We start from the raw sequence: 26,666 nt of genomic DNA on the forward strand, positions 1-26,666 counted from the left end.
ATTTTACTTTATAAAACTTTTTAATACACCCGCGATCTCTTCTGGGACAGACCTGCAAGGCTTCATCATAGAGAGGGCATCGGCATGGTCATGACAACACTCTCCGGGTCCGTCCAACACATAATAGCAGTCATCTCTGGCATCGGCAAGGTAGCCCATACCGTCCTTAGACCTTTCGTAGCGTTCCCAAAACCGATCGACGGTCGGTCCGTCGTCAGCGACAACCGCAAGGCGCACGCTATCACGCCCTACCACCTCCACGATGTCTCCTTTCCTGAACAGTATGCGCGTCCGGTGCCGTCCGAAGAAACAAGAACTGATAGTGTCACCTCCTGTGGTCGTGCTTCTGAAATCAATAAGTACACCATTCGGGCCATAAGTCCATGAGGCACCGGTCTCCTCTCCGATGTCACGTCCGACAGGAAGCTGGGTGATGACAAACCGATATGTCGCCTCCCGGTTGACAAAACTCTCACGCATGAGCCTCTCAGCATCCTCAAGCGTCAGAAAGAGGTATTCATTCGTGTAGATGTCAAATTCGGGATAAACCACTCCATTGCTCAGGAAGGTGTGCTCCAGACGGTATATCCACACCCCTTCAAGCGAGGGACTGCGGTCGGCAAGATCAAGAAACTGACTGTAAGTAAGGTTATCCGGAAGTGTCATACATCTATAATTATACCGAGTTTTCCTGAGTGTACATGTTGATTATATCAATGATCTGAAGATTTGTATCACTGACATTGAAAGTGTTGTTATACTCCAGAAATGCGTTCCATTCTTCTTTGTCACACTCGTCAGGGGCGTAACCGTTATCACGCCACCATGTCAGGTAAGCTCCAAGCATCACCTTTTTGTCTCCTGTATGATGGTAGGCTATCGGTAACGGAGTGGAACGCTGGGCCGGATCGGCAAGAATCTCGTCGATATGTTCAAACAGATGTCTCTTGGCGATGTGGAAACGTATACCGAAACATGCCTGTGTCCGTCGCCCCATGCCATACACCCGATTACGATGTTCATTTTCCAGAGTCCTCGCTATGCGTTCATGAAGATGCTCGTCTTTATTTTTAAGTTCGCAATATTGAGAGTGCCATTGCATCATCAGATCAACCATAGCATAGCCTACCGGAAACTTCACCGGGAAAATTTCCATCGGATGACGATAGGACAGAGTGTTCATGCTTTCATTATAAAAGCCTGTCTGAACCAGATAGCGGTCATTCTCATAACCCGGATAATTCTCTTCGTCAAGCCAGTCACTCACAGGTAGTCCGTCACGCTCGCGACGCTTTACCACCCTACGGTAATATTCGTAACCTTTTTTGACCGTGTGTGGCTCTTCGGCGATCACACCCATCATGGCGTATGTACGGTTACTATTCGGAGACGGTTCAAACACAATTACAATGTCACCCTTCCTATAAGGGAGACTGTCAGGTAAATGACCGAAGAAATTTCCATATATCCCCGGCTGTCTGTTATGGACAGGTGAACAGGTTGACTTCTGAATCAGGGAGCCGCGGAAGTCATACATCCACGATTCCACATACCGATGAGTCTGCGACATTATACCGAAGGGATAATGTCTTATCTCGAAATCAAGAATACCTTTACTTCCGACCAGACCGTTCATTGCCTCCGCAGCCTCATGAAATGTAGCATAATCCGCGCTGTCAGGGTTGAATACCTTTACATTGCGGTCACTCGGCATCATGCGTACTGCAACATCACCGTTGCGTCTTACCAGACGGAATGACATCGGGTCACAGGCTGCCTCTTCCGCGGTTTGCCGGTTGACATACACACGCTTCAAATCCATTTGGTCAGGTTCATACGAACGCACTGTCAGACGGTAGAATCCGGGAACTTCGGGTTGCGGACGGGTGCGTACCATCTCTTCAAAATCACTGAATGACATCGGTGAGCCACCCATTCTCCGACGGCGGTCGATGACGAGTTCAAGAAGGTCGTAGAGGTGTGTCATGCTGGCATCCTTGCACTGGTGTCCGAAATCGTCCACCACCTTGAAATAGCTGTCCCACACCAGACCTGTCAGGGCTTTTACATGAGAGTCGCCAAGCAGGTCATCGGTTGTCGAACACAGGGCGGAGACACGCGGAGAGTTGTCACGCACTGACTGCACGGCGTCATAACGCTCATATTTGTCGAGAGTAGCCTGTGTCAGAGTATAGGTCTGAACGCCGTCGAGACGCTTGCAGAAGTATGTGTGCTCCTCACCGACCCATTGGGCCAACTGTGACTTCGGGAAAAGACAGGGGTTGACGATGACCACATCGGCATCGCCCGACTCACATTCAAGAGCCATAAATCCGCCCAGCGAAGTGCCTATGATTATTTCCGGGTGTTCCTCGCGTATGGCGCGGTTGATTACCTCCAGAGAGCTGTCGGGGTCAGCGTCCAGCTCAGGGGCAATCACCCGGTAGCGACCCTTGAACTGACGTTGCAACTGTCGCTGCTTGGCTCCGTTGGCTCCCGACATAAACCCGTGGAGATACATCATCACGGGGAGTGTATCGCTTATGTTTTCTACAATATCATTCATCTTCATAGTCATTTTGTTTGTTGTCAAGTCCGAGCCTGATTATTACCTCCTCAATCGAACAGGCTCCTTCGGCATCCATTTGTGAGTATTTCATGATACTCTCATTGAGAGATTCGTTCCAGTTATACTCTCCATGCGTAAGATCCCCCCAAAGTACTCTACCCCATTGCAACTCAGGCAACTCCCGACCTATTACCCACCTCCCGTCAGGAGTCAGGATGTCGGCTTTCCGAGTTCCGTAGTTGTGGACGTAGAGTAAAAGGTTGCCCTTGGGATCACGAGCCAGATCGGGGTGTCGCGACCACCATTCAATAAGGCCTCCCAACCTTGGCAGACTGCGCGTCGAAGAGCAGAACATATAGTCACCGATTGCAGCCATATACAATGAGCGGTGGGCAAGTATCTCCCCGGAGTGTTCCAACAGTCAGTAGGCATGTTTACGAAACGAAGGATAATAGCACGACGTTGAAGCCAGCAGCAGGAGGCGTACATTCTCCGTTTGCGTCTCGCAGACATCCATTCCGCAACACACATCAAGCACCTGTGGCAGACGAGAGAAACGAGTAGACAAAGAGTCAAGTTGCCCGGCTGTCACTCCGCTGTCCGGTCGACAGACTAGACGGAATACCACACGCCTGTAGCCCCACAGCTTATAATTCACTACCAGCTCTCTTAACTGTCTGACAACATCGTCAATGGAATCTCCGGAGTAGATTCTGGAAAGGAAACCCAAAGGCTCTTCCGCCAATAGCTTTACATCCTGCTCATAGTCCAGGGCAATCAGTCGGTGTCCTGACGGAATCTCTCCGCATAACGCCTGCTTTACCTCTTCCGGGGTGCTCATTCCTTCAGCTATAAAACTCGTTGTTTTCATTTTGTGTCGTCAGTATTATATTGTTTTGAGAGATTGTTGAGTATATTATAATATAATATGAGACTGAGCGAATCAGTCACACACATGCAAAGATAGCCAATAAGCGGATACAGTGGTAGTTAAATCGTTTCTTGACACTGCAAGACCGATGTTTTTAACTCAATTTCTTGACAATTATCAAGAATCAGTCATCATCTTCCTCTTTTAAGAGATATGATTTGTCAATCGGTGTCTTGTTGAGCAGAAAGGCGTCAGAATTAAGTTTCCAAACTGAAATCTCACCCTCACTCTTTGACAGTTGTATCAACATGTCTTTATAATGGCTGGCAAATCTAAGCACATTTGAAAGATCTCTCGGCTCTATATGGTGCATGAACCTTAACAGTTTATCGTCAGGAAATCCGACAGAGCCGCCATCGTAAATTACTACTGCAAAATATCTTAACGGGTCGTGGTATTCGTCAGGTATGAAAAGTGCCAGCGGATGGTCGGTCTCTCGACATGTATTGACATATATGTCGAATGGCAGATGTGTCACAGTCTTGTCAAGCCGTTCCATATTCCATGCAAAACGAATATCCTTGGCAGGGAAATAAGTAAACCCTTCTATATTGAACTCATCGCTATCGATGGTATAATTCAGCATTAAATCATCCTCGACACGTCCGTGAAACCCTATTTTATAGATTTCATCGCCAAGCAATTTATCGATTATGCCTACGAGTATGGCATCGGAAATCTCGCGGTCAACTTCAGCCACCATGCCATCCTCGTTACCATCGCTATAATAATGCGGAAATCTATTATAATATAACGGGTCTATATTATAGGTCGATTGACTATAGCTGACCATACTGTATTCAAGCATAAGCTTATCGTCGTCAAGACGCAGTTCTTTGGCTGCATAGAAGGCACCCTTGAAATGCCCCCAGAGATCACCGAGCTCAAAGAATTCGTTTCGCTCTGCTTCCCGAAGGTATAGAGTGCTTTTTCCCTTCTCCTTCATACGGGATATGATTGCCGGGACACATTCAGTCCATACAAACTCCCTGCGTTCCTCTTCAATAGTCGATATTTGTCCGGCCATATCCGCAAGCCGGGTCTTCATTTCCTTGTTCGTCATAGTCTTATAGTTTAGTGGTATTAGAGTATTATCTCCACTCCTTCCGGTAACTCGGCCTTGATTTTCTCTACGGTCTCGTCCGAACAGTTTTTCATGATTACGGTCTTGAGGCTACGGCAACCGTAGAACATTTTGCCCACGTCAGCATTGGACGCGTCAAACGAACTGATATTCAGTGTAACCAGCTCGCTGCAATCCGCAAACATTCCAAACATCGATTCCACCTTTGATGTGTCGAAATTGCTCAAATCAAGCGAAGTCAGCCCGTTACAACGCAGAAACATCTCACTCATATCCTCGACATTCGAGGTATCAAACGCGCTTAAATCAAGAGCCGTCAGCGCATGACAGTCAATGAACATTCCGCGCATGCTTTCCGCCTTTGAGGTGTCTAACCTGCTTAAATCAATCGAGGTCAGTTTCTCACAGAATCCAAACATATAGCTCATTCTAATCACCTCTGAAGTATCGAGAGAGCTAATGTCAAGCGTCTCCATATCGCAAAGATTCGCATGTGAACACATATAGCCCATGTCGGTTTTATCGGGAATTTCCATTTTGTGTCGTCAGTATTATATTGTTTTGAGAGATTGTTGAGTATTATAATATGATAGCAGACTGAGTGAATCAGTTACACATATGCAAAGATAGCCAATAAGCGGATACAGTGATAGTTAAATCATTTCTTGACACTATATGACTGCTGTTTTTAACTCAATTTCTTGACAAATCAACCTACGACTTTCAGGAGCAGAGTAAAAAATAAAGAGAGCGGTAGTTTAGTCTTCCTGACTGAATGCTACCGCTCTCCTAACTGCGTCATTGAATGATTTCCACACCTTCCGGTAACTTAGACTTGATTTTCTTGATAGTCGCTGCTGAACAGTTTCTCATAATCACGGTCTTGAGACTATCGCAGCCGACGAACATGGCCTCCATATCCGTTACTTTCGATGTATCAAACGAGCTGAGGTCAAGTGTAGTCAGCTCTGTACAGTCGCTAAACATTTCTCTCATGTTCGTTACATTCGACGTGTCAAACGAACTGAGATTAAGTGTACTCAGAGCCGAACACCCCTCAAACATTCCAGACATATTAACTACTTTTGATGTATCAAAAGAGCTGAGGTCAAGTGTGGTCAGATCCGAACAATAACCAAACATAAGCGACATATTAACTACTTTTGATGTATCAAAAGAGCTGAGGTCAAGTGTGGTTTCTCCTCTCAAAAGAAACATCGATTGCATACTCGTCATTTCAGATGTCTCCTCGGGAATATCATCATCATCCACTTCTTCTATCTCCCAATCAGACATATCACCCCATGGGAATAGCGTATGAGAACTTGATCCACCACGAGGTATTTCCTCAATCTCATATATGAGGATGAATGTATCGTCATTTTTCTCTTTCAGAGCAGAGCGCAGGGCTTCAACGTCTTCCTCAGAGGAAATTTTTGTCCCTGTCAGTTCTTCAATACGCTTATAGACATCTTCGATGGTTCTGAAACTACCCGCTTCATCATCCTCGTCTTCTGAATAGCGCATATCAAGATAATACTTGTCGGGAAACCAGCCTTTTTCCGGGTTCTCTCTCTTCTGAGCAAGTTCATATGCCCATAATTCACCTTTAAAGTAGGGGCAAAGTGTCTCGAAGTTGTCACATACTTCATCCCATTCTTCAATGTAGGTTCTCCCGGCTCCTTCAAACACGAAAGATATACAATCTTCCTCACGTTTAAGCTCCGACCATTGACCTCTTCCATCTTCAGCCTCCTCGCGGTTAATCTCGGTCATTAGGTCACATAGCCATGGTCCACCTTCGGCATTCTCAACCTTCTGCATGATTCCGAACAAGCGGTCAAGCTCTTCCGGTTCGCCGGCTATGCGATATTCACAATAACTCCAGTCTGCCATTATTTTTGATTTTAATTGTTATAAAATGTTTATTACAAAGGATAAACCTCTTTTCTTGATTTCTCGTCACGTCAGCAGCTTTGTGATGGCGAGCTTCACGGTGGCGATGAAGTCGGGGAAACGGTCGTCGGAGAAGATTTTCCACGGACGGAAGGCACAGAGCCACAATGCTGCGACCACACACAGCGCAATCTTAATCCACAGCGTATGCATCACCGTCGCTGCCATCGCAATAGCCAACAGGGGTATCAGCCATTGCGATAGCAAAAACGATATGGTCACCAACAGGTTAAGTAGCAGACGTAGTTTTACCATATACGCATTATCAGTCATCGATGGGCAATGATAGCTCACAAATCATCGGAAAAAAATCGTCATCGTCATCAAGTTCGATGTCATAATCTAGCTTCCGAGAGCTATTAATCGTCTCAGCCATATACTTGTCGTTGGCTATCATGCGTCTGTAGGCGGTGTCATATACCACATACTTTACAGATGTCAGTCCGTCGATGGCCTTGATTCCATCATACACCTGAGGGATATAGTTGTTGGTACGCAGTTCGATGGTAAAACATCCCAAGCTATGATACTGGCGCACCCACTCAATACTATCTTCCGACAATGAATCTTTTATCCACTCTTTGGTCACCAAAGCACAAGCCGAGGCGATAGCCTCCTCTGAGCCTTTAAGCCCAATGATGGTTATGACCGGATTGTCAACCTTGATAAAGGGACATCCGTCCATATCCACATTGTGATGATAAAACTTTGAATAGTTTTGGTCTGTCATGATTACCGACGGTTACTTTGCAGCGGGCAGTCCGTGATATTCATGGAGAGCCTCATATACATTTTGAGTGACACAGTTTAGTCGATAAATCGCATGCAGCTTGAACTGGTCCACACGGGAGAGGTCGACAGCCATTGCCTTTACGCAATTCGGTAGGATAATTGACGTCTTCCATACATCTTCGGGAAGTGCTTCAAGCGTATCAGACAGCTTGTTCCAGTCAATGTCTCCGTCAGTAAAGAGCGAGTGGAACATAGGCTCCACCAATGAAGCTATTTCCTCTGACTTACCCTTATGACCATTGGCGCGAACTGCAGACTCAAGCATATGCTTTATCCCAGAGATAAGGCTATGGCTCGCAGCTTCCCACTTTGAAGGTTGATTCTGGGTCATACTGAAAGATCCCTCCTGTGGGTACAAAGAGATGAATTCATCCGGGGCTTGCTTCAGGAAGTCAAGATAGAACCGGTCTATCTTGCGTCGGCCTGTAGCCGGGTTGATTTCCTCACTTGCGTTGAGCCATTCCTCTCGGTCAAAGTCATAGAAGTTGATGTCGCAGTCAACATCATTACCCCATTCACGAATCAGTGAATCCTCGATGTAGATAAACCACGGAGCTTTTGATGCAATGGGAAGAGAAAGCACTTCTTTGAGTTCTTCTCCACGCCCGCGTCCGATAGGTATTATAAAGAAATGCTCTGTGTCGCATTTCATGATCTCAGGCAGTTGGGCATATGATGGAGCGACCCATGAATAGGGTCGAAGTTCGTCCTTGCCTCCGGGGATACGCTTATTTTCACCTACGAGTTGGTTTAACCTTGGATAGTACATCTCTGAAGCGATTATGTGAGGCCTGGAATAGTCTCCGGCTTCAACATATTGCTTGATTGCCTTTATTGAGTCGGCAAAGTTCTTGGAATGAAGCATGGTAGTTGTTATTTTTGCAAATGTAAATGTTTTCCGTTTGCAATAACCTGATTTAACGTCATTTGGCGTTGTTATTGCTAACAGGGTAAAGTTCTCAGTGTTTTTTAAGGTTGTCGGTTGATGACATTGCGGTCAGACGGGTGGCAGCGGCGATATAGTCGAGTTCTACCCGGACAAGTGAAAGCAGCGGGGCTATGAAGTCCCAGTCCACATTGTCGCAATACCATCCGCTGACGAGTGTAAGCGTTCCGGGACGGAAGGAATCGAGCTCTATTTTATGCTCATTCCTTCTTTTGTCTTTGACAGTTACAGTCTGTCCATTCACAGATGCTTTGATATTGTCGGTAATCTGACGCATGACAGTAAGCACCGGTTCGAGACGTATGAGAAGATCCTCCATGCGTTCGGTATGGTCGAGATGGATTTGCTTCAATGACTTTGCTTTCATAGGCTGCAAGCCGTTCTCACCTTCTGACAACAAAGGTATAGTACGTGAATGCTCCTTGTCGACAATCCACACACTGCCCGTAGACCGCATAATCCGAAGACCTTCGAGTTCAGAAAGCCTATAGTCGCCCTTGGTTGTATGGAATACTACTCGTCCGACTATGCTCTTTACCCAACTGTCATACCATCTCTTGAGATACAAAGGACTCCCGTCAGATGCAAGAATACCCTTGCGGACAAACATATCGAGATGGTAACGGTCTGCTGTTGAGAAAAGACTCCCAAGAATACGTATGGGGAAGAAAACATTCTTACCCGCGCTCATGCGGTCTTGTGTCTTGATACGAAGAGAGAATATGCCCGCCAGTGTATCATGGTCAAAAAACTCGAAGTCGGAATCAAGAGCGCTGTCGTCGAGCAGCTCTGTCTCACTATGATCTATGGCAGCAACAGTGTCATCCTGAAGTGCGACAACATATTCAATGAATTTTTTCAGGTGGCTCACATTATCTTGAAGCCGCTTTTTCTCCGTCGGGTCTGTAGTGTTTCTACTCTTCTCTCCTATGGTGCCGACCAATGCTGTGAGGAAGTTCTCCGCACACCCTTTTGCCACAGCGTCGACAAGCCCGTCAAACAGGTCTTTATTGACTATCGGAAGGAAGAATTCCCTGTTGACACGCCTTATGCCTGAGCAATAGCTGTCGGCGCTGCGTTTGGAATGTCCCTTGTTTAACCACCACTGACGGAAACCTTCAAGGAACTTATCGGTATTAGTCTCGGTCATTTGCCTGAGTTTAGCCTTTCCCGCTCCCCTGAGGAAAGAGATAAAATGACGAAAGCGTGGAAGCTGCTATCTTATCCCAAATGTGTCCAGGCGGTGGAAGAAGCCTTCAATGCTTGGGTATAAGTGCAAACTCCCACGCCGTATGAGTGTACGACGCGAGAGTGTCCACTTTTCCTCGCATTGGTCTCCAAGCTTCCACACTTCAGACACATGAGAATCAGTAAGACACTTTCGTGTTTTGACTATGAACCGCCTTAACGGTACACTGCAAAGTTAAACATTATTTTGCGATTGACCAAGCTGTTTTGAGAATCAGAGTGTTAAATCCGTTCTTGACTCCAAAAATTAGTGATTTTAACATTATCTCTTGACATAACCTCTCCGAAGACAAGCACTGTTACTTTACAAAAAGTGTCATCAGTATTATATTGTTTTTGAGTGAAAGAGGATATAATTAATATAATAAGGAGAAAAAAATTACAGTAACAGCCATCTTCGTATAAACTTTTTCATCAAGTTGATCTACCATTGATAGAAACTTCATAATTCAACAAAATGAAAAAGTATATCTCTCAACCCCTGCAAACAGTCCTCTTCTCGAATATCTGCAATACAATCAAAGCCATCTTGGCCAGGTATCATCCCAGAGGGATGCTATATGAATATATCTACATCCACATCCTGTTAACATCAATTAACAATAAAATTTCACCCCAAATCTAGACTTTCTACTCAATCCCTAATATAACTGGCAGAGAAGGCAACGAAGCCGACTCTTTAAACCGCAAAAACAACCAGATATGGCAAATAAAACAAACTCAAAAAAAATGCATCATATGCATCGACAGTTAAAGTTTACCGTCCTCCAACAAATCTTTGCAAAGGGCAAAGGTCTGCATAGCTTCCTGAAAGACGAGGAGCTTAACAATCAAAAGAATGTGTTTTTCTTCCCTACAGAAGAGAATGCACAGGGTACTAATGGCGAAGAAAGAATCGCCGCGTATATGCTGACCATCGAAGGGCGCATGAGAATCATAAAGGAGAAAGATGGCAAGTTCTTCTTTGTCCCCAGCTATAACGAGGGCTTGCTTGACGAAGCGGTCGAGATTCTACGAGAGGAGGTTGAATACAATGGTCGTTCATGCTTCTATCAGACTCTGAAGGAAATCGAGAGTGTCGTATCAGTCAACATCCAACCATTATTCTGACAGTCATTATGCGTAAAATCACTACTGAATATATCTTTGATCGTCATCCTAATCTTGGGTGGCTGATGTATAACCTCTGGTTGATTAATTCCGAATATGTCTATTATGAGGCAAGATACCAGTATCGCGACTCATGGGCAACAGGTGGTTACCCTCATATCATCGTTGCATGTCCCAACGGTATATTGTACAGGGTGTACATCGATAAGGAATTGAATCCGTTCTACGAGCAGGTTTCTCCTGAGATGCACATATTCCGAACCGGCTACGGTGATCATTATGAATATATCCTAAGCCAATATGGACTGCCGGAGGCACTGTTCTAAAGCCATTCGTCTCTCCCTCTCACAACCAGAGAGGGAGATTCAATCCACTGAAACAAAAATTTCAAAACTCTAATATCAAAAATATGACCAATCAATTAAACAATTCCACAAATTTTTCCTATAACCAAACGGAAGAGCTCAGCAATAAAGCTGATTCAAAATCAACGTCCATTATGAACACAACAACAAAAACAGAAAATATCATGACTCAAGAAAAAACAAGCATTCTTAATGCAATGAGCGAAATGCAGGATGCCACAGGCAATCAATGGGCCTACATCTTAGAGGACTCCGGCAAGCTCTATTACGAATCCGTCTCTTATACCATTGAGTATAACGAAGACTATGAGGAGGAAGACTGCGATGATGAAGATCCTGACGAAGACTACGAGGAATCATCTCCCATGACAGTATGTTGCTTCAACTCTACACCCAAAGAAATGGCCACCTATCTCCCCACGGATGTAGATGTCATTGATGAGAAGCAGATGGCAGCTTATATGTGGGCCAACCATGAGGTTCTGTGCAAAACATACGAATATGAGTGCTGGACAATGGAGGATGAATGCGGAATACTTGATGCCATAGCAATGCAACTATATTACATCCGACAACTTTCTCCAAAGTACTACAAGGACAACATGGGATTCTCCGAACCATATAAAAGCCTACGCGATTACACTTATGCAAGAAAACGAGCACATGAAATCTATCAAAATTTACAAGAAGAGGCCCGTACATATTGACCGACTACATACATTGATACATTCCCTATAGTAGTAGCAAGGACCGGCACTTCCGAAGAGTGTTGACAGAGGTGCCGGTCAGCTTACTTACATTTCGCAGACTGATACCCTTTCGCAAAAGTCGTAGCTCTTCGGTATATTCCACTTGCATTATGTCGGCGGTTTTGTGGTAGCCGGGTTTTCGGCCCACACGACCGCCGGCATTTATGTAATTGACATACCCGCTCTCCATGCGTTCCCTGATTGTACGTCGCTCCATTCTCGCCACTTCGGCAAGTATCGTGACCATAAACTGACTCATAGCGTTTATTTTGCCCTCAGAAGTCAGAGTCTCGATATTATAGTTGTCAATATAAAGCGACACTCCGGATTCATTCAATCGCTCGATTACTTCAAGCACCTGTACGGTATCGCGTCCCAGACGGCTTAACTCAGTTACCATTACTTTTTCTATATGGTTGACCGAGATATAATCAAGCATAGCAACCAGTTCGCCCCTGTTTTTGTTTGAGGTAGCTCCGCTGATCTGTTCACAGAACACTTTCTCGACATTCCAGCCCCGTCGCCCGGCAATCTCATTGAGGTCGTTGACCTGACGCTGGTTGTCCTGTATGCGTGTTGACACACGTGTGAATATTACTACTTTACACATTGACACATCGTTTTAATCCTGTTCGTATCAAGCGAATTTACAAGATTAAAACGATGTGTCAGTTTTTCGTTAAGCTAAAAAATACCGGATTCTGCCGGCTTAGGCAAAAGCCTCATAACGGCTCCGGTTAAGAAATGTTATCACATCCGAGCCTAAGTACCAATACTTGTCACTTTCACGGATATATGACAACAGTCCGTTATCACGGTATTTTTTCACAAGACGTTCATCGACACCAAGCAGCAACCGTATCTCCTTATTATTATAAAGAGCCTTGGGATTAAGCTGGATTTTAGTAGTTTCCAGTCCGCTCCTGAGGTCATTGAGCTCAGCTCTCAGGCTCTTTATTTCTTTTATAAGGGTGGTAATCAAGTTGTCGTTGATCGGTTCGGGGTTATTCGTTGACATCTACACACATTGAGATGGGGTTTTGTAAGTTATATACTGAAATCCCGCTATTGTCTACATAAATTTCACCGGTCAACCACCATAACAGACAATAAACCCACTCAAACCTCTCACTTGAAAACTATCGCCGTCGGCATTTCACCGCATTTTACCGCATAATACGCTGTCGTAAAACTATCAACAAATCAGCAATCACCTGATAATCAATTATTAAAACAGTCAGTTCTTTCTTCAACGAGGAGGAATACTAAGCCTGCACAAAAGGATTAACACATAGAATACCAAAGAGTTGAGCTTCGCACCACGCGACAGCCCAACTCTTTTTTCTTGCATTTTACCACCTTTTACAGCCGAATACACCGGCGTAAAATTAGCGCATTTACAAGAATATAGACAATCGGGATAAAGGATGGGTCAATAAGGATTTAACAATTTTCGGTTTGTTGTATTATACAAATGTTTTACTTTTGTATAACAAATAATATCAAGCGTTATAATGTCGTTATGGATAAAGATAAATCGTCAAACATAAAACGTATAAGCCTGTTTGCTGCGGGAGGTCTTATTGTGGCGGCGGCTCTGTTGTATTGGGTCTGCGATATTAGCGGAGTATTTGCATCGTGCCTTGCCGCTGCCGGTCTGTGTTTTTTGGGCGCAGGATTAACAGCTAATACCGAGAAAAAAGGTTAACTTATATCATTCGAGTCAACGCCCGGGCGGCGGCTCTGATGGATAGAGGCTCGGCAAAGCGGCATGCCGCGAGGCTAATCAAGGCGTACATTGAAAAAAAGATGTTGCGTGTCGTCAGGTGGATGATACGCTATTTTTTATGCACATGATTTGACTATTTAAGAGGGATAATGTGTAATTTTGCAGCGTGAATTGGTTTGAGAGTTTATTTTTTGAGCAGTCGGCACTACAGGCAGTGTGCGTAATCTCGGTCATCATCGCTATCGGACTGGGACTGGGTAAGTTGCGCATATGTGGTATCTCGCTTGGCGTTACATTTGTGTTTTTTACCGGAATCATGGCGGGTCATTTCGGATTTGCCATCGACCCGGCTATATTGAAGTATGCCGAGGATTTCGGTCTGATGCTGTTTGTCTATGAACTCGGCTTGAAGGTGGGCCCCGGATTTTTCAGTTCGTTCCGCACCGGCGGGATCAAACTGAATATGCTCGGGCTCGGGCTTGTGTTTGCCGGAACAGCCACGGCTATAGCGTTGAGCTATATACTTGCCATACCGATGGCCGACATGGTTGGCATACTCAGTGGCGCCACGACAAACACGCCTTCGCTCGGAGCCGCCCAGCAGACACTTAATCAGCTCGGGCTTTCTGCCGAGGGGGCGGCGCTCAGTTGTGCGGTGACCTATCCTCTCGGTGTCGTCGGCGTGATTCTTGCGTTTGTCTTCATTAAGAAATTTGTGGCCCGGAAGACTGATTATGAGCCGCGCCATAAAGGGGAGTCCGACAATACATTTGTCGCTGAGTTTCATGTGACCAATCCTGCCGTCGGTGGAAAGACGCTAAGTGAAATCAGCAAGCTTGTCGCCACTAAATTTGTCGTGTCGCGTATATGGCATGGCGACGACGTCTCTATCCCGGGTCCCGATGACGTGCTTTGTCTCGGTGACCGCGTGCTCGCCATTTCGACTGAAGATGAGGTAGGGCGTCTTACAATCCTGTTTGGCGAAAAGAGCGACCGCGACTGGAACAAACCTGATATAAACTGGGACACTCTTGACAAGAACCTTGTGTCGCGCACGATAGCCATAAGCAAGCCGCAGATTAACGGGCGCAGGCTTGGTTCGCTCAAGCTGCGCAAGCATTATGCGGTCAATATATCGCGTGTGTCGCGTTCCGGAGTGCGTCTGCTGGCTCGCCCCGACCTTGTCTTGCAGCTTGGCGACAGGCTGACAATCGTCGGCACCCCCGACGCTATCAACAAGGTGGGTGCCTTGGTGGGCAATTCCGTGACTGACCTGAAGGACCCCAATCTTGCGGCGATATTCATCGGCATGGTGCTGTCGCTCATCGTCGGGTCTATACCCATTACCATTCCCGGCATCTCTGTGCCGGTAAAGCTCGGACTTGCAGGAGGCCCGATAGTGGTAGGCATACTCATAGGTCGTTTCGGCCCGCATTTCCACATGATTACCTACACGACACGCAGCGCCAATCTGATGTTGCGCGGAATCGGCCTTTCGCTCTTCCTGGCATGTCTCGGGCTTGATGCCGGAGGCAAGTTTATCGACACGATAATGCGAGCCGACGGGCTGATATGGATTGTTGCCGGCTTTATCATCACTCTGCTGCCCTCGCTGGTCATGACGGTCGTTTCGATGAGATGGTGGCATCTTGACTTCGGCACTGCGGCGGGACTGGTCAGCGGCGCGATGGCAAACCCCATGTCAATGACCTATGCCAATGAAACCACCCCGGGCGACAATGCCCCTGTGGCTTATGCCACCACCTATCCGCTATCGATGTTTGCCCGCGTGGTCATTGTCCAGCTGCTTGTCATCTGCTTTGCCTGACCGGACTATTGTTTATCTCTTTTAAATTTGTCGATTGTATTATTCCGGCAAATTTGTAGAATACTTAACGAATGAATATCTTTGTATCTGATAAACAAGAGTCGCGGAATGGAAATTGACAGAAACATAAGATGCAGAAAACAAGATTTATTGTCGTACTTTAGAGGACGGTCTCAAGAAATTGTCGCGGAGTTAGAACTGGAATATTCAATTAACGACTATAAGAAGAAGACATCAGCCTTAAACCGGGCTATGATAGATAGTCGCGATAATCTGCTTGCAATTCTTGAAGAGAAAGCGAAATCTGAAAAGTGGGGCAATGAGGAGTTATTGGAATGTGCCCTCATGATATACTACACTAACGATGTGGTAATGCTCGAAGTGCGCAATTCTGTATGGGAATATGAATACATGTCTTTTTCCAGAAGAATAGGAGAATTGTGGGAGCCTTTCTGTAAGTTGTGTTTTAGATATCCGTTGACTGGTATTTCATCATTTCTTCCTCCCTTGTTCTCGGAAGTGAAACGACAGCTTACGGATGAAATATCACTATATATCAGCAGGCTCGCAATTAAGGAGGAGGAGAAATCTCAATTGGCTAAATATTACGATAAGGTTTGGTGTCTTGTGACATCGGGAGAGATTAAGCTTGAATGTGACCTGCATTTTCTAAAAGATGGCATAAGGTATATAGTTGACTTTAAAAGCGGATTTGGCTCTAATGAAAAAGGCAATACAAATAGACTGCTTCTTGTCGGAAGCATATATGACAGCATAGAGACAGAGAAGTATAGATGCCTTATTTTTGTACGTTCTTCTGAGAATAATCATTATCTTGCCACATTGCAGTCCTCAGGAGTGTGGGATACCTATACCGGAGATGACACTTATGGTAAGATTAAAGAATTTACCGGTTATGATATTCGCCGATGGATTGTCAACAATGTTGACTGGATGGGTGATTTCTCCGATTTGATGAAGGCGACAATTAAGAGCCATGACTTGGAAAAATATTTGATATGGTAACAAGCGAGTTTTTGAAATATCAGGCATATTATACTAAATCCGACTATATAGTCGATTATATGGTAAGTATGCTTAATTTGCAACCTTGTGAAAGCATATTGGAGCCATGTGGAGGTGATGGTGTTTTTGTTGACAAAATCAGGCAGATGGGCAATGGAGTCTCCATTGATGTGCTTGAGTTGAATCCATTGAGTGTTGACCTGCTGAAAGAAAAATACAAGCATTGCAATAATATTTTTGTAAAGCACACTGACACGCTGTTGGATGAAGCCGTTATCAATTGCTGCAAAACCTATGATAAAATCATAGGCAATCCACCATATGGTGCCAGAAATGACAAGGACAAAAAAAATCTGCTGAACATACTGTATCCTAACCTTTATACGAAGGAGAGTTATACACTTTTTCTGTATTTATGTACAAGGAGCCTTAAAGAGGGAGGTAGATTATGTTTCATCCTTCCTGACACCTTCCTTTCTCTACACCGGCATGAGAGTCTAAGGAAGTTTATTTTGACAAATGCTAAAATTTTGGAATTGTCCATGTTTCCTTCTTCATTTTTTCCGGGTATAAAGTTTGGATATGCCAATCTGTGTATCATTACTCTTGAAAAATGCAGTAATATTACTGAAAACCTGAAAAATAATATAGTTGTACGCTCCGACTTCAGGGATGTTAGCGAACTTGTGAAACAGAAAGGACCCGGTGCCACCACAATAAATCAAGGAGAGGTGCTAAACAACGTGTCTTCTGCATTTATGTTTAAATCTTCATCCTTGATTGAACTTATAAATAGCAGGTCTATTCTTAAAATAGGAGATATTGCTGATTGTGTCACAGGTTTTTATTCAGGTGAGGATAAAAAATATCTACATCCTGTAAATCATGAAATTAAAAATGCGAAGAAATACACCTGCGCGTCTCCGTTAAGTGTCAGGCGGCATCCTCTCAGTGACATTGAGAAAAGAGACGGCATCTCTGCTAAAGATAACCTCATTCCTATCGTAAAAGGAGGGAACATCGAATATATCAAGCCAACCCTATGGTTTATGGACTGGTCGGAAAAATCTGTAGGCGAATACCGGTTAAGTAAAAAATGCCGGTTCCAGAATTCTGATTATTATTTTAAAGAAGGGATTGCGATTCCTATGATACGATCTTCTAAAATGACGGCTGCGTTAATGGAATGTCGTTTGTTTGACCAATCTATAGTCGGTGTTTTCCCTAAAGATATAAAGTTGCTTAAATATTTGTTGGCGTTTTTCAATACAGAAGTCTGCACCGAGATTATCAACGCGATAAATCCGTCGACAAATAACTCTGCCAATTATATCAAGAAGATTCCGTTTATAATTCCGGACGATGAGGTGAAGCAGCGTGTCGATAATATTGTAGACGAAATAATCGGGAGCTTGAAAAGTGGCAATGGTAAGATTGATGCGCTGAAAGCGGAGTTGGATGGTATATTCAATGGCATTTATCGAGCCGAAACGATTAGGTCAAAGTCTAAAAAGAAGGCGCCGGTAAGGCAACTCGCTTTGCCCGGATTGTAAGAGTCTTGTGAGGTGACGGCTGCGGATTTTGATTCCGGGGATGACGGTATGGGCGGTTATTGACTGTTTTGTGTTAAAAATGGGTGGATTATTTATGAAATGTTTGGTTAATTAAACGGATTGTAATACATTTGCATATAATCAACCTACTATCTTACCGCTAAAAATGATAAGCAGATTTCCTCGTTTGCGGCATGAAGACATCACACTATCCTGGAACAACTTCAACGGTGTGTTCTGGGTGACTATGAAGACAGTTCTTGAGAAAAATGATTTCGGTGACATTGAGGACGGCGTCATGAATTTGACCGTTTCCGGGAAGGTCTTGAAGAGGATGCTCGAAAATGCCCACCTTCATTTTCCGATGATTGCCATGCCCGCGTTTGTCATATTTCCCAACGGCTTTGACGCGATATTGATATTGCGTAAACGTCAGGTCGGTGAATATAAGAGTCAGGACATCGTGGATATAATTAATGATTTTGCCCTGCGTCTAAGGCTGCTGAGCCGTAGCAGCAAGCGTTCGCTGTTTCCGGTGGATATAAACGTGTGGGCCGACAGGCTCCGCAAGATAGAGCGCAACGAGGTCAGTGTCGTATATGACATCTTTGCGTCGCGTCTATCGACATGGGTCGATGTCCATCAGTGATCGTCCCTGACGATACAGTGCATCAGTTTGCCATTGCTGTCACGCAGATGCATCCCGTTGCCTTCGCAGTAACGCCAGTAAGAACAATTGTCGCAGGCGCCACATTTCATCCACTGCCTGTTGCGATAGGGTTGAAAGCGGTTTTGCCACACATCCCAGAAGTCATCCTCATAGATATTGCCTTGCGAGTAATCGGCGCGGATACTCGGGCATGCGCCTATGCTCCCGTCGATTAGCACCGACCCCACGTTTATCCCGGCGATACATTCAAAGAAATGGTCTCTTACCTCTCCTTCGTAGCCGGCGAGGAATCCCTCACAGCAAAATGACGCATGTATAAGCCCTTCCTTTCTGGTGTCGGAAATAAATTTCATGAGTGATGATGTCTCGCTTGCCGATAGTTGAAATTGCGGATATGCCGCCGCTCTTCCCGCAGGGAATATTGTGAATAGCCTCCAGCGCTTTACCGCGGCGTCGATCAGGAGTTTTTTCAACTCTCCAAGCAGCGGCAATGAATGATGGTTCACGCAGGTCACCACATCAAAGTTCAGGTCAGCCGCCCCGGCAGTCATTTTTATCGCCGTGCAGGCATTGTCAAATGATGACGGGTGGTTTCTCATCCAATTGTGAGCATTCTCTGTCCCGTCAAGGCTTATAGTGATGTTATGTATTCCCGCTTTCCTCAGGCTTTCAAGGCGGTTTTCGTCAAGCTTCATCCCATTGGTGACTATTCCCCAGGGAAACTCCATGTCATAGAGCCTTCTGCCGACATATTCAATGTCGTCGCGCATGAGAGGTTCGCCTCCTGTTATTACGATGTTGACGTGATGAGGATTTACGTGTGGCAATAGTGATTCGGCGACCTTCAGAAAATCGTCGGCAGGCATGTCGGGTATTGACGATGAGCTCTTGCAGTCACTGCCGCAATGGCGGCATGACAGATTGCATCGTTGCGTACATTCCCAGAATAGCTGCCTGAGTGCATGCGCTTTCCTGCGTTGTCGCTTTATCCTGAGATTAAGTTCAAGGGCGAGTCTCTGTTTTAATCCGAGATGTTTCATCGTCAGTCAGTTTTTTTCTTCAGTTGAAAATTGGCTGTGGCTGTCGCTATGCCGCGATTCCACGAGTCGTTATTATCCTCCTTTACATAGTCGAGGTTGACGATGACCGAGTCATTTTCAAGCGTTTTGTTTTCCGTGAGGCATACAATTTTCACTCTGTCATCCGGAAAAATATATACCCTGTCGGTTGAGTAGTCGCCATTGGTGTCGCTTACTACCGATATAAATGAATGGGTGTCTGATGATTTTTCCGCCTTGCTGACTCTGATTGTAGCGTTGGCTACAGGTTTGCCGTTTTCGTCGGTGACTTTGCCTTTCACCTCAAAGATGCCGGTCGGCGTGCCATACATGCATATGGTGTTGTTTTTGTCATTTGGTTCGTCAGCGGAGCAGCTGAAGCCAAGCAGAGAAACTATTACCGCACACAGGCGAGTCAAGAGAGCCGAGATTTTTTTGTTTAAGACCATAATTGCATAATTTAAGTGATTTTATAATTATGATAGGAAATTATTACAATCACTGCATCGGGGTCTAAAATTTAAATCTGAATCCCACAGGAATGGAGATGCCGGTTGACCTGTCGGTCCATAAGTTGGGCACGGTATAATTGTTTTTGAAATGGTACTCCAGCGTCGGTTCTGCGAAAATTTCAGTTCTGCCCGATGTTTTAAACGCAATGCCACAGCTTGCGGTAAGTGACCACACGACCGGTGAGTCAAATCTGCCGTCTCTCAGGTCGGCTTTGCCATTTATGGTTGTGACGGTGGCTGAGGAATATACCGGAATATCCATTCTCGCGCCTAAAGAGCCATACATTCTCATCCTGCCGGTAGACAACATGCTGATATTAAGCTTTATCGGTATGCCGATGTAATGCCACCGGCAGTCACTTGTTGAGCTGCTGCTTTCAAAAGAAGATTTAAGATAGGTATAGGCGAGCCCTGTCTCGACACTGATGCCTCCCGATAGCGATTTTCCGGCTGTTATCTGTACGGTTACAGGCATGTCATTGTGTCGCGCCACGTCGCGGTAGTCCCTGTAATGGTTTTGGGTGTCGCGGGGTTTTACTTTATGAGCTGCTGGCTCGGGTGTCTCCGGTTTCGGTTCCGGTGTTTCATTGTCTCCGGGTCCTGAAGAGGATAAGTCATCATCATATATAGAGCCGTCGGCCTGACTGTTGAACGTAAACCCCGTGTTCACCCCTACGCCAAGCGACCAGCCTTTATGCCTTTTAATGTCATATGAACTGCTGTTGTAGGCATAAAGAGCCGGCTCTTCTGTCGTGGTCACAGTCATGGTGTCAACAGAGGCGTATTCTGCCGGAGTCTTCACTTGTGGCAGTGTCACATTCTCCTGTGTCGTGTCAGCCGATGGCTCAGCCGGTTTATCGCATGGCTTGGCTGACGGTTTGTGCCGGGCTATGCTTGCGGGCGGCGCCGGTGGTGTTGCCGGGACGCTTTCATTAGCCTGACCCCCGGTAATCAGATTGTCTCTCCTGATGCCGGATGATAATACTTTGACAGGTGTTTCGCTACGCATGTCCCGGTTGCTGTCTGACAGTATTAAATAGCCGAAAGATATGGCGAGCAACAGAGCCGACAGAAGTCCTGCCTGTTTTTTATAATCAGAGATCAGGCGTCTCATCATCAGCTTTGCATGAAATAGCTGGGATGAAGATGAGTTTGGGGCGATGCCGAGGAGTTTTCCTATCTCTTTATGGGATTTGTTTTCAAGCACTGCGAGTCGGAATACTGTCTGATAGCCTGTCGGGAGCTTCCTGACAAGAGAGTCGATGACATCCATGTCAATTATATCATCTATGTCGGCGGCATCTTCAATTTCAGGCAGATCTTCAAGGATTCCGGTGACATCCTGCGACTGCAGAAACTGTAGCGACAGGTTTTTCATGATTGTTGCAAGCCAGTAGTCCACGCGGTTGCCGTCGCGCAGCGATTCAAGCCTTGTGTATGCTATAATGAATCCGTCGTGCAATATGTCTTCTGCGTCTTTTTTATCTTTGACATAGCGGTTTATGACACCCGACATCTTTGGCGCAAAACGAGTGTAAAAGAGGCTGAGTGCCTCTTTGTTTCCATTGCGACATTCTTCAATCAGGCTTTTATTGTCTATTTTGATATTAAGGCTCACTATATAGAGATGTGAAACTACTGTAAATACTGCATGACTGCCGCAATTTATTTAAAAAAGAGAGAATATGCAATAATAATAGACAAATCTCTTCTACTTTTCATTCGGTGAAATAGGTGTTGTCGCCCCGCTCTTCCGTAGAAGGAGATGGCGGCGCGATACGTTAAATAACAATATTTTTTCGCGTCGCAGAATGGCTGAAATGAACGCTTGAGCGTGGAGTGATGTTGTAACTGTACATAACCCCTCAAAAGTAAAGAATATGTTAGACGAATTAAAAGATAAGGCTGCTGACCTTATGGATAATGAGACAGTAAAGGAAGTCGTTGAAAAGGCGACTGAGTTTATTAAGACTGAAAAAGGCAAAGAAGTGGTCGAGACTGTAAAAGAGAAAGCCGAAGAGTTTATCAAAGATAAATTTGGCAAATAGAAGTCATCTGACAACTTTTATTTGAAGATTACAGCCACAAAGGATAGCGGTTCCTTTGTGGCTGTCCTGTTGATGGGGATTGTCACCGCGACAGCGGTTTTTATGCCCGATTCCAGCCCGTTACGCCAATGATGAGACACAGGCAAAGGGATTTGAAACATTTTCGTCGGGCATTGTTTCACGAGGGGCATATTCGTGCAACATATTTATGGTGAAGATAAGCCTCCCGGTCGCTAAATTTGGATATTGAAAAATAATAACATAACCAATCTTTATAACATGAATATCTACCGGCTTTCTCTTTCTATTATCTGCACGGCGGGGAGTATGATTTTTCCCTTGTCCGGGAGTGCTGCTTCACCGTCGGTTCCCGTACACGGGACAGGCAATCCGTATCTTCCATTGTGGGAACATCTCCCCGACGGAGAGCCACGTGTGTTTGAGGATCCTGACAACCCGGGTAAATACCGTGCCTATATCATTGGCTCCCATGACACAAGCTTTGACAAGTATTGCGGTTCCGATATACGTATGTGGTCGGCTCCTGTCGAAGATCTTACCGACTGGCGTGATGAAGGACCGATTTTTACCTATAGCATAGACGGGCAATGGGACATAATGTATGCGCCCGATCTCGTGGAGATTCCGCAGAAGGACGGTTCGAAGGTATATTACCTTTATCCCCACAGCCGCGGTCCGCGACGGGAGGCGATGGTGTGCAAGAGTGACCGCCCCGACGGACCTTTTACTCCGGTGAATCTTACCGCCGACGGCTCGGCTACAGTTGAGGGCAGTGTCTTCGGCTTTGACCCATCGGTGTATATCGATGTGATTACCGACCCGTCCGACCCCGATTTTGACAAGGGATTCCGAGCTTACGGCTTTTGGGGATTCCAGCGTTCGCTTGCCGCAGAGATTGACCAGAATACGATGTATTCCGTGCGTCCCGGTACAGAGGTGATACCTTACTTTATACCCGCAAGTACACCCGACGGTAAAATCCGTGCGCCTAAGGGTACTGTCTATCCTGCATTGCATAAAGACCAGGATCCCCACGACTTCAACTTTTTTGAGGCATCGTCAATACGTAAGGTGGGAAACAAGTATGTCATGATCTTTTCAGGATATTCCGGCCCTGAATATGGTCTCGGCAATACAAATTCCACACTGCGTTATGCCTTTGGCGATTCTCCGCTCGGACCGTGGCGCAGCGGAGGCGTGCTGGTCGACTCCCGCGGAGTGGAGCTTGACCGTGACGGAAGCAAGCTGATCGGAGCTAATGCCGCCCACAATACTCACGGCAGTCTTCAGGAAATCAACGGTCAGTGGTATGTGTTCTATCACCGTCCTCCGAGAGGATTTGGCTTTGCGCGTCAGGCGATGGTTGCACCGGTGTCGATTGTATGGGACGAGGCTCCCGTTGCCGATGGCGGAAAGGTGGTGATACGTGGCTATGACCCCTATGCCCCTGATGGCATATGGACAGTCAGGGCTGCTGATGGAAATGAATATACAGGCGCGGAAGTGACTTCGGAGGGATTTCAGATATATGGACTTGACCCTTTCAAATACTATTCTGCCGGATATGCCTGCTATCTGACCAATGTTGGCTCACAGATGGATTCATGGGATATATGGGACAATGATATGCCTGTAAAAATGAACGGAGATGACGTGGTAGGTTACAAATACTTCGGTTTTGGCGGTCTTGATAAGGCTGACAAAGGTCTTAAACCGTTTAAAGGCACAAAGAAAGGTGACAAGACCTGTCTTAATCTGTTTTTGACTCCGCTTACCGATAAAGAGTTTAAGATTAATGTCATGCTTGACGGCCCTGTGGCAAATGGCGTCTGGAATGGCAAGAAAATAGGCGAAATCATCGTGCCGGCAGGCTCGGCATCGGAAGTTACGAAGTTTGTCGCCGATGTATCGGAGTCGGTTGATCGTCTTGACCGGAAACACGCCATTTATCTTGTCGCCGAAGGTAAGGCTGGAGAGCCTGTGTGTCTGCTCAAAGGGCTTGGTTTCAGCAAAAAAGGTGCATCAATGGATTTCCCGCGTGTACCTAAGGTGGAAGTATGTGTTAACGGAAAGGCGATAGAGCTCCCTTCGACACCTGTGCGCATGACACATCAGAACGGTTACACCGGTTATGACCGCTATGAGGCATACTACACTCTTGACAAATCGGAAAAATCGGTTCCGGAGATTACTGCCGCTGCTGATAACTCCGATGTGAAAATCGAGATTATCCGGCCCAAATCGGCAAATGACAAAGCTGTTGTGAAATTTGACTACAACGGCAAAGTCAAGACCTACGAAATAATCCCCGACCCGGAAGCTTGACGGTCAAGATGTTATGTGACTGCCTTTGAACCGCATAGCTGGGGCGAGTGGAAGCCCGCCCTGATGAACCGATAATTAACGGAGACTGTCTGATAGTCTCCGTTAATTATTATTTGACAAATAAATCACCAAATAAGTATCTATTTTGCTATATAAACAACCGCTGTATAAATAATTATTACTAACTTTGCAAAAGAGTTCAACAAAGCGCCATCCAGCTATCTCAAAAGTAGATCTGTTGAAATCGATATTGAGATTGCAGATGATGCACTTATGAGAATCGTTTCAGAAAATGTTATTATAATTGAACAGTATGGAAAAAGTCTATAAAACAAAAATTGCAATTTGGCTAATATGTGTCATTGTAGGATTCACTGTAGTGCCTATAATACCTGTATTAGTATACGATTTTTCGTGGATTGGAGTGACAATTATAGCATTAATTCTTTTTGTTGCTCTTTTTTCTATTTTTAATACTCGTTATACTATTCATAATAACATTCTCTCTGTAAAATGTGGTATGTTCTCAACCGATAGCTATGACATAAATCAGATAAGAAAAATAAAGGACACTAATTCTATTCTTGCTGCACCTGCAGCCTCTTTAGATCGAATAGCAATATATTTCGCCCAACAAAGAACTCCCCTTATAATTTCGCCTAAAGACAAAATTGGTTTCATCAGAAATCTGCAAGCGATAAATCCCGATATTGTGTATCTTAATAGCAAATAAAACGACTTCTTTTAAGACAGGCTACCGGCATTCGACTGCCTCAAGCCAAGAAATATCCGTCTCAAAACCGATAAGAAAAAGAGGATATGCCAATTAAGATTTTGGCATATCCTCTTTTATGTTAATCGTCTGCGATATTTATCAGTCGATGATGTCGAAGCCGGTGTATTTGCGGAGCACTTCGGGCACTACGATGCCTTCGGGTGTCTGGTTGTTTTCAAGTATAGCGGCCATGATACGCGGAAGGGCGAGAGCGGAGCCGTTTAGGGTGTGGCAGAGACGGGTCTTCTTGTCTTCTCCACGATAGCGGCATTTGAGGCGGTTGGCCTGGTAGGTCTCGAAGTTGGACACTGACGATACCTCGAGCCAGCGCTTCTGGGCGGCTGAGAATACCTCGAAGTCAAAGGTGATGGCCGATGTAAATGACATGTCGCCGCCGCAGAGACGGAGTATGTGCCAGGGGAGTCCGAGCTTGTCGAGCAGTCCCTGCACGTGGTCTTTCATCTCTTCAAGTGCGGCATAGGAGTTTTCTGGCTTTTCGATGCGCACAATCTCCACCTTGTCAAACTGGTGAAGGCGGTTGAGTCCGCGCACATCCTTTCCGTAGCTTCCGGCTTCGCGGCGGAAACATGCGGAATAAGCACAGTTCTTCACCGGCAGGCGGTCGTCGCTAAGTATCACGTCGCGGTAGATGTTGGTGACCGGTACTTCGGCTGTGGGGATTAGGTAAAGATTGTCTTCGCTGACATAATACATCTGTCCCTCTTTGTCGGGGAGCTGACCTGTCCCGTAGCCTGAAGCCTCGTTCACGACATAGGGGGGCTGTACCTCGAGATAACCCGCCTTTCCTGCCTCGTCAAGGAAGAACTGGATGAGGGCGCGCTGTAGGCGAGCGCCTTTGCCGAGATATACGGGAAATCCCGCACCTGTAATCTTCACGCCGAGGTCAAAATCAATGATATTGTATTTTTTCGCGAGTTCCCAGTGGGGTAGCGCGTCATCGCCGAGGTCAGGCATGTTGCCGCCAGTTTTTTCCACTACGTTGTCTTCGGCAGTCTTTCCTTCGGGCACCATGTCGCAGGGCACGTTGGGTATCGTCAGCAGGATGTCGCGGATTTCGGTCTCAGTGCGGGCAAGCTCGTCGGCGATTGCCTTCTGCTCTTCTTTAAGGGCTGCTACCGCTGCCTTGGCTTTTTCGGCTTCTTCCTTGTTGCCTTCTTTCATGAGCTTTCCTATCGAGGCGGCGAGCTTGTTAAGCTCCGCAGCCTTTGTGTCGTTGCTCAACTGGGTCTTGCGTCGGTTGTCGTCAAGTTCAAGAATCTTGTTAATGGTGACAGTTCCGTCATAACCTTTTACGGCAAGACGCTCAATGATGCGTTGAGGGTCTTCCTTTATTTGCTGGATTGTAAGCAT

At 45.7% G+C, this 26,666-nt stretch carries 28 protein-coding genes; 10 read left to right on the plus strand and 18 right to left on the minus strand.

Annotated elements, in window-relative coordinates:
- Window positions 1-3 precede the first annotated feature (3 nt).
- From E4T81_RS08100 to E4T81_RS08150, 11 genes are all read right to left on the minus strand, one after another.
- Complete coding sequence (locus tag E4T81_RS08100) at window positions 4-666, minus strand: hypothetical protein (protein WP_135043218.1); 663 nt, start codon at window positions 664-666, stop codon at window positions 4-6.
- Window positions 667-676: 10 nt separating this feature from the next.
- Complete coding sequence (locus tag E4T81_RS08105) at window positions 677-2,572, minus strand: YqiA/YcfP family alpha/beta fold hydrolase (protein ID WP_167761793.1); 1,896 nt, start codon at window positions 2,570-2,572, stop codon at window positions 677-679.
- Window positions 2,559-2,945 (minus strand): hypothetical protein, encoded by a 387-nt coding sequence (locus tag E4T81_RS08110; RefSeq protein WP_135043223.1) that lies wholly within the window; start codon window positions 2,943-2,945, stop codon window positions 2,559-2,561. The genes E4T81_RS08105 and E4T81_RS08110 overlap by 14 nt, the downstream gene beginning before the upstream one ends.
- A gap of 45 nt (window positions 2,946-2,990) precedes the next feature.
- Window positions 2,991-3,440, minus strand: coding sequence for a hypothetical protein (locus E4T81_RS08115; RefSeq protein ID WP_135043226.1), 450 nt, complete (start codon window positions 3,438-3,440; stop codon window positions 2,991-2,993).
- A gap of 184 nt (window positions 3,441-3,624) precedes the next feature.
- Window positions 3,625-4,563 (minus strand): hypothetical protein, encoded by a 939-nt coding sequence (locus E4T81_RS08120; RefSeq protein WP_135043228.1) that lies wholly within the window; start codon window positions 4,561-4,563, stop codon window positions 3,625-3,627.
- 20 nt (window positions 4,564-4,583) lie between these two features.
- Complete coding sequence (locus E4T81_RS08125) at window positions 4,584-5,120, minus strand: BspA family leucine-rich repeat surface protein (RefSeq protein WP_135043230.1); 537 nt, start codon at window positions 5,118-5,120, stop codon at window positions 4,584-4,586.
- Window positions 5,121-5,382: 262 nt separating this feature from the next.
- Window positions 5,383-6,480, minus strand: a complete 1,098-nt coding sequence (locus E4T81_RS08130; protein ID WP_245207039.1) for a BspA family leucine-rich repeat surface protein — start codon at window positions 6,478-6,480, stop codon at window positions 5,383-5,385.
- Between the two features lie 66 nt (window positions 6,481-6,546).
- Complete coding sequence (locus E4T81_RS08135; RefSeq protein WP_167761795.1) at window positions 6,547-6,795, minus strand: hypothetical protein; 249 nt, start codon at window positions 6,793-6,795, stop codon at window positions 6,547-6,549.
- A 10-nt stretch (window positions 6,796-6,805) separates the two neighbouring features.
- Window positions 6,806-7,270 carry a hypothetical protein gene (locus E4T81_RS08140; protein WP_135043235.1) on the minus strand — a complete coding sequence of 155 codons (465 nt, stop codon included), beginning with the start codon at window positions 7,268-7,270 and terminating at the stop codon, window positions 6,806-6,808.
- Between the two features lie 12 nt (window positions 7,271-7,282).
- Window positions 7,283-8,197 carry a hypothetical protein gene (locus E4T81_RS08145; RefSeq protein ID WP_135043238.1) on the minus strand — a complete coding sequence of 305 codons (915 nt, stop codon included), beginning with the start codon at window positions 8,195-8,197 and terminating at the stop codon, window positions 7,283-7,285.
- 94 nt (window positions 8,198-8,291) lie between these two features.
- Complete coding sequence (locus tag E4T81_RS08150) at window positions 8,292-9,428, minus strand: hypothetical protein (protein ID WP_135043241.1); 1,137 nt, start codon at window positions 9,426-9,428, stop codon at window positions 8,292-8,294.
- 836 nt (window positions 9,429-10,264) lie between these two features.
- On the opposite strand from E4T81_RS08150, the gene E4T81_RS08155 reads away from it, so the two are divergent.
- The 3 genes from E4T81_RS08155 to E4T81_RS08165 all read left to right on the plus strand — a co-directional run bounded on the left by E4T81_RS08155 (window position 10,265) and on the right by E4T81_RS08165 (window position 11,708).
- A complete protein-coding gene (locus E4T81_RS08155; protein WP_135043243.1) occupies window positions 10,265-10,636 on the plus strand; it encodes a hypothetical protein in 372 nt (123 codons plus the stop codon).
- 8 nt (window positions 10,637-10,644) lie between these two features.
- Window positions 10,645-10,962: a hypothetical protein gene (locus E4T81_RS08160; protein WP_135043246.1), complete on the plus strand. Its 318-nt coding sequence runs from the start codon at window positions 10,645-10,647 to the stop codon at window positions 10,960-10,962.
- A gap of 83 nt (window positions 10,963-11,045) precedes the next feature.
- Complete coding sequence (locus E4T81_RS08165) at window positions 11,046-11,708, plus strand: hypothetical protein (protein ID WP_135043249.1); 663 nt, start codon at window positions 11,046-11,048, stop codon at window positions 11,706-11,708.
- Window positions 11,709-11,733: 25 nt separating this feature from the next.
- Here the strand turns inward: E4T81_RS08165 and E4T81_RS08170 are convergent, their stop codons facing one another.
- Window positions 11,734-12,360: a recombinase family protein gene (locus tag E4T81_RS08170; RefSeq protein ID WP_135043252.1), complete on the minus strand. Its 627-nt coding sequence runs from the start codon at window positions 12,358-12,360 to the stop codon at window positions 11,734-11,736.
- Between the two features lie 99 nt (window positions 12,361-12,459).
- A complete protein-coding gene (locus E4T81_RS08175; RefSeq protein WP_135043255.1) occupies window positions 12,460-12,768 on the minus strand; it encodes a DNA-binding protein in 309 nt (102 codons plus the stop codon).
- Window positions 12,769-13,645: 877 nt separating this feature from the next.
- Here E4T81_RS08175 and E4T81_RS08185 point away from each other — a divergent pair.
- The 4 genes from E4T81_RS08185 to E4T81_RS08200 all read left to right on the plus strand — a co-directional run bounded on the left by E4T81_RS08185 (window position 13,646) and on the right by E4T81_RS08200 (window position 18,535).
- Entirely contained in the window at window positions 13,646-15,307 is a 1,662-nt protein-coding gene (locus E4T81_RS08185) for a putative transporter (protein WP_135043261.1), read from the plus strand.
- Window positions 15,308-15,559: 252 nt separating this feature from the next.
- A complete protein-coding gene (locus E4T81_RS08190; RefSeq protein ID WP_135043263.1) occupies window positions 15,560-16,333 on the plus strand; it encodes a hypothetical protein in 774 nt (257 codons plus the stop codon).
- Window positions 16,327-17,886 carry an Eco57I restriction-modification methylase domain-containing protein gene (locus tag E4T81_RS08195; protein ID WP_135043266.1) on the plus strand — a complete coding sequence of 520 codons (1,560 nt, stop codon included), beginning with the start codon at window positions 16,327-16,329 and terminating at the stop codon, window positions 17,884-17,886. The genes E4T81_RS08190 and E4T81_RS08195 overlap by 7 nt, the downstream gene beginning before the upstream one ends.
- Before the next feature lie 166 nt (window positions 17,887-18,052).
- On the plus strand, window positions 18,053-18,535 hold the full coding sequence (locus E4T81_RS08200; protein ID WP_135043269.1) for a hypothetical protein: 483 nt from the start codon (window positions 18,053-18,055) through the stop codon (window positions 18,533-18,535).
- On the opposite strand, the gene E4T81_RS08205 is transcribed toward E4T81_RS08200, so the two are convergent.
- The 3 genes from E4T81_RS08205 to E4T81_RS08215 all read right to left on the minus strand — a co-directional run bounded on the left by E4T81_RS08205 (window position 18,529) and on the right by E4T81_RS08215 (window position 21,744).
- Entirely contained in the window at window positions 18,529-19,596 is a 1,068-nt protein-coding gene (locus tag E4T81_RS08205) for a TIGR04133 family radical SAM/SPASM protein (protein WP_135043272.1), read from the minus strand. The two genes, E4T81_RS08200 and E4T81_RS08205, sit on opposite strands and share 7 nt — an antisense overlap.
- Before the next feature lie 2 nt (window positions 19,597-19,598).
- Complete coding sequence (locus tag E4T81_RS08210) at window positions 19,599-20,063, minus strand: radical SAM-associated putative lipoprotein (protein WP_135043275.1); 465 nt, start codon at window positions 20,061-20,063, stop codon at window positions 19,599-19,601.
- Between the two features lie 64 nt (window positions 20,064-20,127).
- The gene (locus tag E4T81_RS08215) at window positions 20,128-21,744 is read right to left on the minus strand and encodes an RNA polymerase sigma factor (RefSeq protein WP_135043278.1); all 1,617 of its coding nucleotides are present in this window, start codon (window positions 21,742-21,744) and stop codon (window positions 20,128-20,130) included.
- A gap of 262 nt (window positions 21,745-22,006) precedes the next feature.
- Here E4T81_RS08215 and E4T81_RS15610 point away from each other — a divergent pair, with 262 nt between their 5' ends.
- The gene (locus E4T81_RS15610) at window positions 22,007-22,174 is read left to right on the plus strand and encodes a hypothetical protein (protein ID WP_167761797.1); all 168 of its coding nucleotides are present in this window, start codon (window positions 22,007-22,009) and stop codon (window positions 22,172-22,174) included.
- 17 nt (window positions 22,175-22,191) lie between these two features.
- On the opposite strand, the gene E4T81_RS15615 is transcribed toward E4T81_RS15610, so the two are convergent.
- Window positions 22,192-22,335, minus strand: coding sequence for a hypothetical protein (locus tag E4T81_RS15615; protein ID WP_167761799.1), 144 nt, complete (start codon window positions 22,333-22,335; stop codon window positions 22,192-22,194).
- 166 nt (window positions 22,336-22,501) lie between these two features.
- Between E4T81_RS15615 and E4T81_RS08220 the strand changes: the two genes are divergently transcribed.
- Window positions 22,502-24,520, plus strand: coding sequence for a hypothetical protein (locus E4T81_RS08220; RefSeq protein ID WP_245207044.1), 2,019 nt, complete (start codon window positions 22,502-22,504; stop codon window positions 24,518-24,520).
- A gap of 313 nt (window positions 24,521-24,833) precedes the next feature.
- A complete protein-coding gene (locus E4T81_RS08225) occupies window positions 24,834-25,253 on the plus strand; it encodes a PH domain-containing protein (protein ID WP_135043281.1) in 420 nt (139 codons plus the stop codon).
- A 141-nt stretch (window positions 25,254-25,394) separates the two neighbouring features.
- On the opposite strand, the gene serS is transcribed toward E4T81_RS08225, so the two are convergent.
- Entirely contained in the window at window positions 25,395-26,666 is a 1,272-nt protein-coding gene (serS, locus tag E4T81_RS08230; RefSeq protein WP_135043283.1) for a serine--tRNA ligase, read from the minus strand.

This window comes from Barnesiella sp. WM24 (assembly GCF_004570975.1).
Lineage (GTDB): Bacteria > Bacteroidota > Bacteroidia > Bacteroidales > Muribaculaceae > Muribaculum.